Source organism: Flavobacterium denitrificans DSM 15936, assembly GCF_000425445.1.
Taxonomy (GTDB): Bacteria; Bacteroidota; Bacteroidia; order Flavobacteriales; family Flavobacteriaceae; genus Flavobacterium; species Flavobacterium denitrificans.
In genome coordinates this window covers 51,083-64,967 of sequence record NZ_AUDL01000008.1, presented here as the reverse complement: position 1 = coordinate 64,967, position 13,885 = coordinate 51,083, and the positions used below count along the sequence as shown (strand labels likewise).

The following is a 13,885-nucleotide window of genomic DNA, read 5'->3' as shown; positions in this document are numbered from 1 at the left end:
TATATTTAGAATTTAAGGTTTAAGTACATATTAAAATTTCTTCCCGGCATTGGTCGGTTTTCAAGACTTTCATAATTTTCGTTCCAAAGATTCAAAACCTGAAAACCAAGTTTGAAAGAACTCAAAAGTTTAAAGTCGTAATCGATTCCGATATTTGAAACCGTGTAAGGGTCAACAATTTGATTTGGATCATTGTCAGCTTGCGTATAAACAAAACCATTATAAAGGAATTGGTAGTAAGCTGAAATTCGACTTCTTGAGTAGGAAACTGCTGCAGTCACTTTGCTGAAAGGAACAAAAAACAGTTGCTTGTCAGTTTCTTCATTTTTTGAAACAGTATATGCGTAAGTGGCATTGGCTCCAAAATAGTTTTTGCCATATTGTTTTTTCCAGCTCAGCAAAGTTTCAGCACCATAACTGTTTACTTTGTCTGTATTTTGAGGAATCCATATTCCGTTTTTTCCTGGAACCCAACGCAATAAATCGGTGATTTTAATGTAGTAGACTGTTTGTGTAAGCGAAATATTTTTGAAAGTAAATACATTTCCAATTTCAGCCTGATACGAACTTTCTGGTTTTAAATCTGGATTTCCGCCTTCTTCCCAATATAAATCGTTGAAAGTTGGAATTCTGAAATTTCTAGATAAATTCAGTTTCAAATTATACAGTTTTCCAAATTGATAAGACGACCCTAAATTTAATAAAACAGGCGATTTGTAATTGTCTGTAAACTCTTTTCTAACACCAAATTCATTTTTCCAATCTTTTGAAAAATCTTGTTTAACCAAAATTGCAGTCGAACTGATTTCGCGTGTATTATTGCCAAAACCACTTCCAAAACCTTTTGTACGATTGTAATCTAAAATTCCGTTTACTTGTGTTGATTTAAAAATTGTATATCCGAAATCTGCTTTCGTAATAAAACTTTCTGTTTTACCATAAGTATATTGATTCAGAGAATTATCTGCGTAATATTGGTAGTTTTCAAAAATATATGCCGTTTTGAAATTGGCTGTAAACTTCCCGTAATTCCCATCGTATTCCAATAAATTTCTGTTAAAACCATTTACATATTTGCTTTTGGTTTCAGATTCGCTTATTAATGACGTATTTCGGTCGGTATTCGAAGTTTGCGTGTATAATTTCAAGCTGTTTTTAGCATTAAACTTATAACCCAAATTTGCACTCATTGTTATGACGTCATATTGCCCGTTTTGGTTCCAGCGTTGTTCACCTTTCCAAGTGTATCGATTTAAATATTTATAATCGTTTGTAGAACTGTTTTTCGAAAATCCTATTTGTGCGCTCCATTTTTCGTTCGAAATATTGGTCTTGTAATTGACTCCAATAGTATTGAAACTCCCATAATCAAGTTTTAAATTATTCTCAAAACGATTATAAAATGCCAAATCGTTATTTAAATGAACGGTTCCTCCAACCGCACCACTTCCGTAAATAACACTTCCTCCACCGGCTTTTACGCTTACAGAATTATAATCGGCACCAGAAATCGTGTTGAAATCAGTGCTTCCATTCATTTGTGAATTGATGTTGATTCCGTTCCAAATAACTGCTGTTTGAGAAGAAGTTGTTCCTCTAAATGCAACCGTCGAAAGCATTCCGCGACCGTATTCTTTAAAATAAATTGTAGAGTTGAAATTCAATAAATCAGTCAGTAAAGCCTCATTTTTATTGATAACAGAATCGTTAAGTTTTAAGACCGTTTGTGAAGCCGAATATTTTTTAAGATTGGAATCTGAAACCAAAACTTCTTTCAGACTAGTAATAGAATCTTTCTGCGCCCAAATAAATTGGCACAACAATAGTAAACTAAAAGCGAAATGTTTTTTTAAAGTCATAATTTCTACACTCTTTTTCCCGAGAGTTCGATCTTTGTTTTAAAGGCAGGTCTCCTGGCTTGCGTCTTGTTGTTTGCCTTCCCATTCGCCGAGGCGAGCAGTGGCTTTGCAGTAACAACAAGCATTCTTTTCAGAACTAAGCTTACAGTTGCGGGTACAGCTCAAGATTTTACTTGATTCCCTTTTAATGTGTTTTTGAAAATTAAAACACAACCTTAATTTTGCGCAAAGATAAAGTTAAAATTATTGAATTTTCAAATTTGTTTTACTTTTTCAGTCAAATTCTGAACAAAAGCTTTGTCAGAGCTCAATTTTAATGACTTGGCCAAAATCAACTTTATTTTGAAAGGCCTCTTTCAAAGGCAATGAAGTTTGATGACATAAGATACTTCTGATAATTCCCGCATGTGCGACAATAACAATTGGATGTTGTATGTTTTTCGGAATAGTGTTCAACAAAAAGTCACCAACACGTTCATGTAATTCCACAAAAGATTCTCCGTTTGAAACCTGTATGTTGACAAAATCTTCCATCCACGGATTGAGTTGTTCGGGCGGAATTTCATTCCAGTTTTTTAATTCCCAATCGCCAAAATTCATTTCTTTTAGTCGGTCGTCTTCGTGATAAAAAATGGTTTTGATGTTGTTTTGAATGTGTTTAGCCAAAGTCACACAACGTTTTAATGGGCTGGAGAATATCAATGCTTCAGAAGGTAATTGTGAAACAATTTCATCAAAGATTAAGTCAAAAGGAACAGCAATATCAACATCAGATTGTCCATAGCAAATTCCTTTTTCGCAGATTGTTTCAGTATGGCGAACTAGATAAATTTCCATATAAAAAGAAGGCTTAAATAAAAAATAACTTCGCATACTTGTTGTGTTGCGCCAAGGCAATCTCCAGTATAACCGTCAATCCATTTTTGGAAATATCGAGCCAAAAAATATCGAGTCAAAAAAACAGGAATAATCGCCAAAAGTGTTTTTATTTCAAAAGAAAAATAAGCAAGCGCCAATAAAGGAAGCAATCCGAAGAAAAAGGATCCGAAAATTTCTTTCCAAGTATGTTGTTTTGCAATTGGTTTGCTTTTGCTTGTTGCATCTTCTCTGGAATATTCATGAGTAAAAATAATGCTGATCGCAGCCAAACGGCTTAAAGAATGAGCCGAAATAAATAAGAGTAAAATTTTAAGAATTGCCATCGAATCATAAACTTGAAATAACAAAATAGATTCTGAAAGCAATTTGAATTTTAGAAAAAGAAGTAAAACCAATCCAATTGCACCATATGCACCAATAGCGCTGTCTTTCATGATCATCAGAATTTTTTCTTTGGTCCAGCCTCCACCAAAACCATCGCAAACATCTGCAAAACCATCTTCATGAAATGCGCCTGTTGTTAAAATAGAAGCAATTATTGCCAATGTCACGGCCGTTTCTGTAGAAAGAAATAGGGCAAATATGGAGTAAATTAGAAAAGATATAGACCCAACAATCCATCCAATTAACGGAAAATAGCGCGTGGCTTTATTTAAATAATCAGGATGATGCGTAATGTTTTTTGGACAGGGAATTCGGGTGTAAAACATTAAACAGGTAAAGAAAATGTGTAGTTCTTTTTTCATTTAAGATAATTAATTAAGAAAATTTAGTTTTAAAGACTGAAAACTGAGACTGAATACTATTTCCTGCTAACTCCAGCGCTTTCAAAACTTGCCATTTCATTCAAAAAGGCCTCAGCCGATTTTAAAATAGGAAATGCAATAGCACAACCCGTTCCTTCGCCCAAACGCAAATCCAGATTTAAAATAGGTTTTGCATTTAAGTATTGAAGCAGTTTTTGATGTGCATTTTCAGCCGAGCAATGACAAAAAACAGCATTTTTTACAATTTCGGGATTAATTTTTGAAGCAATTAAAAATGCCGTACTGCAAATAAAACCATCAACTAAAATCAGCATTTTGTGCTCAAAGGCTGTTAGCATGCCGCTTGCCATTTGAATAATTTCGAAGCCACCGAAATAAGCTAATTGTTCCTTTAATTCGGCTGGTCCGGAATAATTTTCAATTGCTTTTTTGAGAAGATTTTGTTTTTGAATCAATTTTTCATCAGCAACTCCTGTGCCTTTTCCAACACATTCTTCAATTGGAAAACCTGTCAAAAGACTCATCAAAACTGAAGCCGTTGAAGTATTTCCAATTCCCATTTCGCCAAAACCAATGCAATTTGAACCTGTTTTGGCAATATTTTCAACGATTGATTTTCCTTTTGCAAAACTCAATTGAAGTTCGGTTTGGCTCATCGCAGGCACATTTAGAAAAGATTGTGTGCCTTTGGCAATTTTAGCATCAATCAATTTTGCATTTGTTGGGAAATCATAATTGACTCCAGCATCTACGATCGATAATTGAATGTTGTTTTGTCTGCAAAAAACATTAATTGCAGCGCCTCCATCCAGAAAATTAGTAACCATTTGTCGCGTCACATCTTGCGGATAAGCGCTTACGCCATGATTTGCAATTCCGTGATCAGCGGCAAAAACAACCATATTTGGAATTATGATTTTCGGATTTAAAGTTTCAAAAACTGTTGCCATTTGAAAAGCGAGCGTTTCTAAAGCTCCAAGAGCGCCAACAGGTTTTGTTTTTGAATCTATTTTTTCCTGTAATAGTTTTTCAAAATCGGTTGCAATTTTATTTTGCGATGAAAAATTGATATTTATATCTAAAACAGAACTTTCATTGATATTTTGAATTTCGGTACAAATTGGCGTTTCTGATTTTTGTTTCCAATGCAATTGTTGCAACATTGGTTGATTGTTATAGTTTGTAGCAGGTTTCCCGATGCAGAAATAACCAAGAGGTTCAATGTTTTCAGATAAACCTAATATTTTTTTAAATTGATAATAGTTTATAATAGAAACCCAGCCCATGCCGTAGCCTTGTTCTGTCAGCGAAAGCCAGATGTTCTGCGCGGCGCAAACTGAACTGAATTTTACGGCTTCATTGCTTCCAACGGTTCCAATTGTAAACTGATTTAAAACTGAGCGATCATAAGCAATTATTAGCCCAATTGGCGCTTCTTCAATTGCTTCTAATTTTAATGAACGATAAAGTTCTTTTTGCTCCGGATTGTCTGTAAGTTCTTCGGCTTTTTTGTTGTAATCTAAAAACAGATTTTTAATAGCCGTTTTGACTTCAGAAGATTTTATGATGTAATATCTCGTAGCATCCGTTAATCCAACAGAAGGCGCCCAATGCCCAGCCTGTAAAGCTTTTTTAATTACTTTGTCAGGAACTTCATCGTTGGTAAAATGGCGGGTATCACGGCGTGATTTTAAAATATCATCTAAATGGCTCATCTTCAAAAATCGATAACAATATCAATTTCAAGCTTCAATATCAATGTCAATATTAATTTGAAACTTCAATTCGATTTAATTTTTATGTAAAGATACTTTACGATATTGGAATTTAGAATTTAAAACTTGTTTTTATTGATTTTTGAAAATTGCTATTGCTATTGAAGTTTGCTATCCTTTTATTTTAACTGGAATTCCCGAAACCATCAAAACAACTTGATCGGCATTTGAAGCTAAAAATTGATTCATCCAGCCTTGCAGTTCAGTAAATTTTCTGCCAACATGGGTGTCAGCGTGAACTCCCATTCCAATTTCATTGGTTACGATTATCAAAGTTGCGTTTTCTTGATTAGCTATCGAAAGAAATTCTTTTTTTGCTTCCTCTAATGACAGTAAAACGTCATTTTTAGTGTCAACAAAAAAGTTGGTCAGCCAAAGTGTAACGCAATCAATTAATGCTACTTTTCCCGAAAAATTAATTTCGCTTAAATGTTTTTCTTTTTCAATATTAGTCCAACGCTCATCTCGTTCCTGTTGATGACGATCGATCCTGTTTTGAAAATCCGAATCCCATTTTCTGGCTGTTGCGATATAAAGTGGCGAATCAGAAAGTTGTAAAGCTAAGTTTTGAGCATAATTGCTTTTTCCGGATCTTTCACCACCTGTTATTAGGTAAATCATGTAATAATGGTTAATTATTAATTGTTAATTATAAATTTATGCTGGAACTTGTCTTTTTGAAGTTTTAAGAATACTGGTTATTAATTTTAAAATTGCGATTGCATCATTGTGAATGTTTTCGAATTCCTTTTCATTTAAATAATCAGTTGCCTTTAATAATTCAAGCCAATAAACTGTTTCGTTGGCTTCTTTTTGAGCAATTGCAAATTTGTGAATGAAGTCACTTTTGCTTTCAGCATGTTCAGCTTCTCTCATCATTGCACCAACACTTGTTCCTGATCTCAGAAGTTGTTTCGAAAGTATAAATTCTTTTTTATCATTATTTAGATATTGAAATAGTTTTACAATCCGAATTGCAAATTCAAAACTTTTATTTTTAACAACGTTGTTTTTCATAATTAACAACTAACAATTTATAATTAATAATTTAATAAGGGCAATGGCGACAGCCGTTTCCGCAACAGCTTCCTCTTTTGAGATGGTACCAGGTTTTAAAAACCATATTGCCATTTTCCATGTAATAGTCAATTCCTTCGATAAGTTTATCTGTTTTGGGCAACAACGCGGCTTTGTTTTTTAATGCCTTTTCGGGGGTTATTGTTTCTATATAAGCATCAATTTTATCTTCGCAGGCTTCTTTGAAACAAGCAGGACACAAGCAGTCGCCTCCTTCTGAAAGATTAAAAATGTGTGGGTAATCATTGCACCAGCATTTGTTTTCAACGGAAATATCTCCACAGCTGAAAGAAGTTTCGCAGCTTGAGCAAATTTTTGTTTTTGTGGTATTCATAATGTAAAGATACAATTTGTTGAATTTTGTAAGAATAAAAGTAAACAAAAAAATCAGAAAATGATTTACCTTTGTCCCTATCCAAAACGTTAAATATGAAATTTTATTTACCTAAGTTAGTATTTTTTCTTTCTTTTTTTATTCTTACAGGATGTAAAAAAAGTGAGAATGTTGAAACACTAAAATCAGAAACTGCAAAAAATAGCATCGAATTTGCATCAGGGCTTTCGATTGTAAAACTAGAAGGATATTCTGTAGTTACAATCTCAAATCCTTGGCCTAATGCAAATAAGGATTTCAAATATGTTCTAAAAGAAAAAGATGCTAAAGTTCCAGACAGTCTTCAAAACTATACTACAATAAAAGTGCCATTAGAGTCAGTAGTGGTTACTTCGACAACAAATATTCCGTTTTTGGAAATGTTGGAAGTGGAAAATAAATTAGTTGGTTTTCCGCATACTGATTATATTTCTTCTGAAAAAACAAGAGCATTGATTGACAAAGGTTCAGTAAAAAATGTTGGACAAAATGAAAAATTAAATATCGAACAGCTTATTGAATTGTCTCCAGATTTGATTGTGACTTTTGGTGTTGACAACAACAATCCGATGTTGGATAATTTGAAAAAAAGCGGTTTGAATGTTTTAATCCAAGGTGATTGGATGGAACAATCTCCACTTGGAAAAGCCGAATGGATTAAGCTTTATGGCGCTTTATTTGGAAAAGAAGACAAAGCCAAAGAATTGTTTGATAAAATTGTTGAAAGTTATAATCAGGCTAAAAAATTAGTGAGCGAAAAACCTGCAACCACAAAGGTTTTATACGGTTCAATGTACGAAGATGTATGGTATGTGGCCAAAGGAAATAGTTGGGTTGCTCAATTCATGAAAGATGCAAAAGCTGATTATTTATGGAGTAATTTAGAAGGAACAGGAAGTGAAGGTTTGTCGTTTGAAAAAGTTTTGGATAAAGCAAAATCTGCAAATGTTTGGGTGGTTTCGGGGTCTTTTAAAACTTTAGAAGAATTACAGAAAGCGAATCCACATTATGGAGAGTTTGATGCTTTTAAAAATAAAACCGTTTATTCTTTAGAAAGTAAATTTGGAGCAACTGGCGGAACTATTTTTTATGAATTATCGCCAAGCCGTCCGGATTTGGTTTTAAAGGATTATATCAAGATTTTCCATCCAGATTTGTTGGAAGGTTACGAATTTACTTTTGCATCAAAACTGAATTAAATTGGCAAACAAAAAACGAAATACCATTTTATTTGTGGTTTTGTCTCTCGGACTTTTACTCATGTTTTTTGCGAGCATTAGTTTAGGATCTGTAACAATTCCGTTAAAAGAAGTTTTTACAAGTTTAACTGGCGGGCAGGCAACAAAATCAACGTGGGAATACATAATCATTAATTACCGTTTGCCCAAAGCGATTACGGCGGTTTTGGTAGGAACCGGACTCTCGATCAGCGGACTTTTGATGCAGACATTATTTCGAAATCCGCTTGCAGGTCCTGATGTTTTGGGGTTAAGTTCTGGAGCAAGTCTTGGTGTTGCTTTTGTTATTTTAGGAGCAGGATTTCTGCCTTCATTTCTAAGTATAATAGCTTTATCGTCTTACGGAATTGTTTTAGCATCAACCTTGGGGAGTATATTAGTTTTGTTCCTAGTTTTGTGGGTTTCGCAGAAATTACGCGATACAATGGCAATTTTGATTATTGGTTTAATGTTCGGAAGTTTTACAACATCGATTGTTAGTGTTTTGAGTTATTTCAGTACAGCAGAACAGCTTCAGAAATTTACCTTTTGGTCAATGGGGAATCTTGGAAATCTTTCGTGGACAAACATTGTGATTTTGACAGTTTGCGTTGGAATTGGATTGCTTTTAAGTGTCAAAAGTATCAAATCGTTGAATGCTTTGCTTCTTGGTGAAAACTACGCCAAAAGTATGGGATTAAATTTTAAGCAAGCGAGATTAATAATCATATTTGCAACAAGCATATTATCTGGAGCAATAACAGCCTTTGCTGGACCAGTAGCTTTTATTGGCATAGCAGTGCCACATATTGCAAAATTGACTTTTCAAACGAGTAATCATACCATATTATTCTGGAGTACTTTGTTTTATGGATCTATAATAATGTTGTTTTGTGATATCGTTTCTCAAATGCCAGGCTTTGACGTAACGCTTCCAATAAATGCGGTTACCTCTATAATTGGCGCGCCGGTTGTCATTTGGCTTTTAGTCCGAAAAAGAAATTTTCAATGATTTTTTTGGTCACAGATTAATCGGATTAAACAGATTTTCACTGTTTTAAAAAACTTAGTGTCTCAGCAACTTAGAATCTTAGCATCTTTAAAAATGAAAAATATTTTAACAACTTCAAATTTAAATATCGGATATAAATCCAAGAAAGGAGTTACGACCATTGCTGAAAATCTAAATCTAAGTTTAGCATCAGGAAAACTTATCACTTTGATTGGAGCAAACGGAATCGGAAAATCTACTTTATTGCGCACAATTACCGGAATCCAGAAACCATTGTCAGGAAATGTTTATTTGAATGAAAAAAACATTTCGGCATACAAACCTTTAGAATTAGCGCAGAATTTAAGTTTGGTTTTGACTGAGAAACTGCCTCCAAGTAATCTTTCTGTTTTTGAATTGGTTGCATTGGGTCGCCAGCCTTACACGAATTGGGTTGGAACTTTAACACCCGAAGATATTGTTAAAGTAAACGAAGCTTTGGCATTGACCCAAATTACGCATTTAGCAAAAAAGAGACATTTCGAAATAAGTGACGGACAATTGCAGAAAGTCTTAATTTCAAGAGCTTTGGCCCAAGACACGCCATTAATTATTTTGGATGAACCTACAACACATCTGGATTTGCTTCATAAAGTTTCCTTGTTCAAATTATTGAAAAAACTAACGCAAGAAACTGAAAAATGCATTTTATTTTCAACTCACGATATTGATCTTGCGATTCAATTAAGCGATGAAATGATTATGATGACGCCAGAAAACATCGTGCAAGATGAACCTTGCAATTTAATTTCAAACGGAAATTTCAGCAATTTATTCAAAGATGAACATATTATTTTTGATGCTGAAAAAGGGAAGTTTATTGTGACTTAGTTTTTGTTGTTTTCCATTCTTTGATTTTCTGATTGATCATACTAAAAATGCCTGCAGAAATTAGAAAAATTAAAAATTTGATTAACAGTTCAAGAAATAAATTTGAAGAATAAGAACTTGAAGTCATTGTCCAAGAACTTGGCAAATAGTCACGATGAAAAGAGGTGATAATAATGACTATTTTTTCAATTGAAACAATAAAGAAAAAGCTGAAAATTAATTTTAGAAGGATGTTTTTTTGAATTGATTTAATTCGAAGAAGTTGGCTCATCGAAAACCAAAGTAATGGTTGAAGCCAAAAGCCAAACCAATATTGACCAAACATTCTGTTAAGCAAATAATTTTTACTTTCCTCATCTAAAATGTTTAATTCAACAACTGATGTAAGTAGGAAGATGATTAAATAAACAATTCCAATGAATGAAATGAAGAGGTTTGATTGACTGTTGATTTTTTGGAGAATCTCATTTTTTAGAAATATTGAAAGAAATAAACAAACGATAGTAATTATTCCATAAGCAGAAAAAAAATCTACTAATATAAATTCGGTACTAAACAATAATTTTTCAATCATATATAAATTTCTTAATCCTCGATTAAACAGTTAAACAAATGAACGATTAAACTTTCAAACCAATTTGTCTTTTAGCCTCACCAACCACAAAAGCAACAGAATTTGCAATATTAAAACTGCGAATAAGCGGAGACATCGGAATGGTTAAATGATTTTCGAATCTTGCCATAAATTCTTTACTCAAGCCAACACTTTCTTTTCCGAAAACTAACCAGTCGCCATCTTGAAATTCATTTTCTAAATAGGATTTATCAGAATGAGAACTCATTAAAAAAACACGAGAATGATCTGGAATCTGTGCAATCCATTCTTCTACATTTTGATATTCCGTTACGTCAAGATGCACCCAATAATCCAAACCAGAACGTTTCAAGTTTTTATCATTAATGACAAATCCAAAAGGGTGAATCAAATGCAATCGGCTTTCTGTGCCAACGCACAATCTTCCAATATTTCCGGTATTGTTTGGTATTTCTGGTTCAACAAGAACAACGTTTAACATCTTTTTTTTAGTTATGAATTATAAATTGTGAGTTATAAGTTAAGTTTTCAAATAATTATTAAATTATCTCATTTTCTAATTGCCACATTCTCTAATTATCAAATTGATCAACTTCGCGAACTTCGCCAGCTTTTAGGTTTTGCAAATATACATTTCCAATTCGTACACGAACTAATCGAAGTGTTGGAAAACCAACTGCAGAAGTCATTTTTCGAACTTGACGAAACTTTCCTTCATTAATAGTTATAGAAGCCCAAGAAGTCGGGCCGTGGCGCTCGTCTCTTATCTTTTTTGCTCTTGGACCAAAATCAGGAACATCAGTTACGATAAAAGCAGTGCACGGTTTTGTTTTGTATTTTCCACCATCAAAACCAATTTCGACACCTTTTTGCAATTGTTCGATTGCTTCTTGCGTAATGATTCCGTCTACTTGAACATAATATTCCTTGTCGACTTTTTTGCTTCTTATCAGTTCGCTTACCATTCCGTCGGTAGTCAGCAAAAGCAAACCTTCAGAATCTTCATCAAGTCTTCCAATTGCCATTGTTCCTTCAGGAAAATCATGCAATTCGCCCAAAAGCTTTTTCTTTCTTTTTAATTCATAAATAAATTGGCTTAAGTAGCCATAAGGTTTAAAAAGAATGAAGTGTCTGTGCATTTTTTAATTTTTTGCAAAGATAGTTTCTTTGAGAAAATTAATAGAGAAAGTTTGTTTTATGCTTTCATTTTTTTCAACCATTGATACACAAACCAAATTACGGTTATACCAAAAACAATAAGTAAAAGAGTATAATAGTTTTGGAAAAATTCATGAAAATAACTTCCAATGAAAATATAAATAGAAGCCATGCATAATTTAATCGGAATAAATTCGGCATTTGACCAACTGGTTTTGATTTTGAAGAAATTCATAATAATTAAGTTTGTTGCGTTATTTTTAATAAAGGTAAGAAAATTCCATCATGTGGTAATTATGAAAAAAGACAATCTAAGACGATAATTTTTTCGAATTGAGAATTCGTAATATTACATGAGCAATATTAAATGAAGATAGTATGGAAACGAATGATTTAGGTACAAAAAAGATAAACGGAGTCCAGAAAAATATAGACGAGACAAAAGGCAAAAATGTATCGCACGACACAAAATATGATAAAGCAAATCTGGAGAAAGAAGTTGTTACAGACGAAAATGGCGAAAAAGAAATAATTGATCGCGCTCGAAATGTAAATGAAGAAATCAAGAAAATGCCAAGTGAAATAAATCCAAATAATCCAAATGCAAACAGAGGAGTAGAAACGGAGGAAGAAGCAAAGAAAACGGTCGAAAATAAAGACAGAAATTCCGATATTACACCAAATCGTTATTCGAATTCAAATCCTGAGAGTCATGAAGATCGTGGAAATATGAAATTGGATGAAGATAATAAATAAGAAAAAAAACATGAAAAACGGTCAGTTTATCATCAAATAACATATTATTAGCATGCCAAGTTAATGTTATGCTAAACTCGTATTTTGTGGCCTGCTAAACAAGGATATCTTCGTAAATTGTAGCTACAATTAAAATCGTAATAGTATGGGACTTTTAGAAAAAAAAGTAGCTTTTGTATCAGGCGGTGGTTCCGGAATTGGACGCGCAGTTGCAGAAGCCTATGCCCGAGAAGGGGCAAAAGTAGTTCTTTCAGATATCAATGTTGAACATGGTGAAGAAACCGTAAAAATGATTAAAGACAGCGGAGGTGAAGCTTTTTTTGTCAAAGGCGACTCGTCGAGTGCAAGTGATAATAAGCATATGGTTGAGGTTGCGGTTTCAAAATACGGACGCCTGGATATAGCCTGCAATAATGCAGGAATGGGCGGGCCAGCAAAACCAACAGGAGAGTATGAGCCGGATGCTTGGGATCGCGTAATCGCGCTTAATTTAAGCGGTGTGTTTTATGCTTGTAGATATCAATTAGAGCAAATGGAAAAAAATGGTGGCGGAAGCATCGTTAATATTGCTTCGATCCACGGTCAGGTTGCAGCGCCAAACAGTCCTGCTTATACAGCATCAAAACACGGTGTTGTTGGTTTGACCAAAAATATAGCAGCCGAATATGCGTTGAAGAATATTCGTTGCAATGCGGTTGGTCCAGGTTATATAGAAACGGCATTGCTAAAAGATAATATGACTCAGAATTTAATGGATGCCGTTGCTGCAAAAGCATCAATGAATCGTTTAGGAACTGCTGAAGAAGTTGCAGATTTGGTTGTGTTTTTGAGTTCTGAAAAATCGTCCTTTACGACGGGAAGTTATATTATTGCAGATGGAGGTTATACTGCAATCTAAAATTAAGCAATAAAAGTAAAAATGGCTGTCTATTTTATAGGCAGCCATTTTTGTATTAATAGGAAATCAATTTTTTAAAAACATCAAAATCAGGTTCAGGAACAATTGGGTAAAAATATTCCAATTGCCATTGCTGTGATTTTTTTGCTTGTTTGCTCTCAGTTTTATCCCAAGGCGGGTAAACTCTGATGGCTCTTTTTCCTTCTTGGGTTTTTGAAGAAAAAATGGCTTTTTCCAGTAGCACATTTTTTGGAAAAATGAATTGTCCCAAAAGATTATCTTTTCGAACACTTACAAAAACAAAATCGATAGCATCAGAATGATCAAAAGGTTCGATGACTCCAAGTCTGCTGCGTTTCCACAAAGTGACAAACTGGCCAGTTTTTGCTGGCGTAATTTTAGCCTCACGATAACAAACATGTTTTTCATTCATCAAGAAACGGTAAGCGCTATAATCAATGCTTTCGCTTTCTTGTTGCGGCTGAGTGCAATCAAAATCAAAGCAATCGTAAACCAATTCTTTGGCTAAAATTAAATCCTTGGGGAAAGATTTGTGGTTGGACCAATGGTTTTTTACGATCATTTTGAGAAGACTGGCTTTTAGGCTTGTTTTCAAAATTATGTAGGTTTAGGGGGTTACGTTGGTTTG

16 protein-coding genes and 1 riboswitch are annotated in these 13,885 nt (G+C 33.7%); of the genes, 5 read left to right on the top strand and 11 right to left on the bottom strand.

Annotated features, from left to right (window positions below):
- Window positions 1–5: 5 nt before the first annotated feature.
- The 7 genes from H600_RS0103925 to H600_RS0103890 form a co-directional block, all read right to left on the bottom strand.
- Window positions 6–1,859, bottom strand: a complete 1,854-nt coding sequence (locus H600_RS0103925; RefSeq protein ID WP_026727571.1) for a TonB-dependent receptor plug domain-containing protein — start codon at window positions 1,857–1,859, stop codon at window positions 6–8.
- A 27-nt stretch (window positions 1,860–1,886) separates the two neighbouring features.
- A riboswitch (cobalamin riboswitch) is annotated at window positions 1,887–2,092 on the bottom strand.
- Between the two features lie 67 nt (window positions 2,093–2,159).
- Entirely contained in the window at window positions 2,160–2,696 is a 537-nt protein-coding gene (gene cobC / locus H600_RS0103915) for an alpha-ribazole phosphatase (protein ID WP_026727570.1), read from the bottom strand.
- Window positions 2,681–3,484, bottom strand: a complete 804-nt coding sequence (locus H600_RS0103910) for an adenosylcobinamide-GDP ribazoletransferase (RefSeq protein ID WP_026727569.1) — start codon at window positions 3,482–3,484, stop codon at window positions 2,681–2,683. The genes cobC and H600_RS0103910 overlap by 16 nt, the downstream gene beginning before the upstream one ends.
- A 56-nt stretch (window positions 3,485–3,540) precedes the next feature.
- Window positions 3,541–5,220 carry a nicotinate-nucleotide--dimethylbenzimidazole phosphoribosyltransferase gene (cobT, locus tag H600_RS22675; RefSeq protein ID WP_026727568.1) on the bottom strand — a complete coding sequence of 560 codons (1,680 nt, stop codon included), beginning with the start codon at window positions 5,218–5,220 and terminating at the stop codon, window positions 3,541–3,543.
- A gap of 171 nt (window positions 5,221–5,391) precedes the next feature.
- A complete protein-coding gene (gene cobU / locus H600_RS0103900) occupies window positions 5,392–5,901 on the bottom strand; it encodes a bifunctional adenosylcobinamide kinase/adenosylcobinamide-phosphate guanylyltransferase (RefSeq protein WP_026727567.1) in 510 nt (169 codons plus the stop codon).
- Between the two features lie 36 nt (window positions 5,902–5,937).
- Window positions 5,938–6,297 carry a four helix bundle protein gene (locus tag H600_RS0103895; protein WP_026727566.1) on the bottom strand — a complete coding sequence of 120 codons (360 nt, stop codon included), beginning with the start codon at window positions 6,295–6,297 and terminating at the stop codon, window positions 5,938–5,940.
- 31 nt (window positions 6,298–6,328) lie between these two features.
- Window positions 6,329–6,691: a C1orf53 family protein gene (locus H600_RS0103890; RefSeq protein ID WP_026727565.1), complete on the bottom strand. Its 363-nt coding sequence runs from the start codon at window positions 6,689–6,691 to the stop codon at window positions 6,329–6,331.
- A gap of 95 nt (window positions 6,692–6,786) precedes the next feature.
- Here H600_RS0103890 and H600_RS0103885 point away from each other — a divergent pair, with 95 nt between their 5' ends.
- The 3 genes from H600_RS0103885 to H600_RS0103875 all read left to right on the top strand — a co-directional run bounded on the left by H600_RS0103885 (window position 6,787) and on the right by H600_RS0103875 (window position 9,829).
- Complete coding sequence (locus tag H600_RS0103885) at window positions 6,787–7,929, top strand: ABC transporter substrate-binding protein (RefSeq protein WP_026727564.1); 1,143 nt, start codon at window positions 6,787–6,789, stop codon at window positions 7,927–7,929.
- A gap of 1 nt (window position 7,930) precedes the next feature.
- The gene (locus H600_RS0103880; RefSeq protein ID WP_026727563.1) at window positions 7,931–8,959 is read left to right on the top strand and encodes a FecCD family ABC transporter permease; all 1,029 of its coding nucleotides are present in this window, start codon (window positions 7,931–7,933) and stop codon (window positions 8,957–8,959) included.
- A 93-nt stretch (window positions 8,960–9,052) separates the two neighbouring features.
- A complete protein-coding gene (locus H600_RS0103875) occupies window positions 9,053–9,829 on the top strand; it encodes an ABC transporter ATP-binding protein (protein WP_026727562.1) in 777 nt (258 codons plus the stop codon).
- 620 nt (window positions 9,830–10,449) lie between these two features.
- Here H600_RS0103875 and H600_RS0103865 read toward each other — a convergent pair.
- The 3 genes from H600_RS0103865 to H600_RS0103855 all read right to left on the bottom strand — a co-directional run bounded on the left by H600_RS0103865 (window position 10,450) and on the right by H600_RS0103855 (window position 11,817).
- Window positions 10,450–10,905 (bottom strand): tRNA (cytidine(34)-2'-O)-methyltransferase, encoded by a 456-nt coding sequence (locus H600_RS0103865; protein ID WP_026727560.1) that lies wholly within the window; start codon window positions 10,903–10,905, stop codon window positions 10,450–10,452.
- A gap of 91 nt (window positions 10,906–10,996) precedes the next feature.
- The gene (locus H600_RS0103860; RefSeq protein ID WP_026727559.1) at window positions 10,997–11,563 is read right to left on the bottom strand and encodes a pseudouridine synthase; all 567 of its coding nucleotides are present in this window, start codon (window positions 11,561–11,563) and stop codon (window positions 10,997–10,999) included.
- Window positions 11,564–11,619: 56 nt separating this feature from the next.
- Complete coding sequence (locus H600_RS0103855) at window positions 11,620–11,817, bottom strand: hypothetical protein (protein WP_026727558.1); 198 nt, start codon at window positions 11,815–11,817, stop codon at window positions 11,620–11,622.
- A 143-nt stretch (window positions 11,818–11,960) separates the two neighbouring features.
- Between H600_RS0103855 and H600_RS0103850 the strand changes: the two genes are divergently transcribed.
- Window positions 11,961–12,338 (top strand): hypothetical protein, encoded by a 378-nt coding sequence (locus tag H600_RS0103850; RefSeq protein ID WP_026727557.1) that lies wholly within the window; start codon window positions 11,961–11,963, stop codon window positions 12,336–12,338.
- A 145-nt stretch (window positions 12,339–12,483) separates the two neighbouring features.
- Window positions 12,484–13,236, top strand: a complete 753-nt coding sequence (locus H600_RS0103845; protein ID WP_026727556.1) for an SDR family NAD(P)-dependent oxidoreductase — start codon at window positions 12,484–12,486, stop codon at window positions 13,234–13,236.
- 55 nt (window positions 13,237–13,291) lie between these two features.
- On the opposite strand, the gene H600_RS0103840 is transcribed toward H600_RS0103845, so the two are convergent.
- Window positions 13,292–13,852 carry a MepB family protein gene (locus H600_RS0103840; protein WP_342446970.1) on the bottom strand — a complete coding sequence of 187 codons (561 nt, stop codon included), beginning with the start codon at window positions 13,850–13,852 and terminating at the stop codon, window positions 13,292–13,294.
- Window positions 13,853–13,885 lie beyond the last annotated feature (33 nt).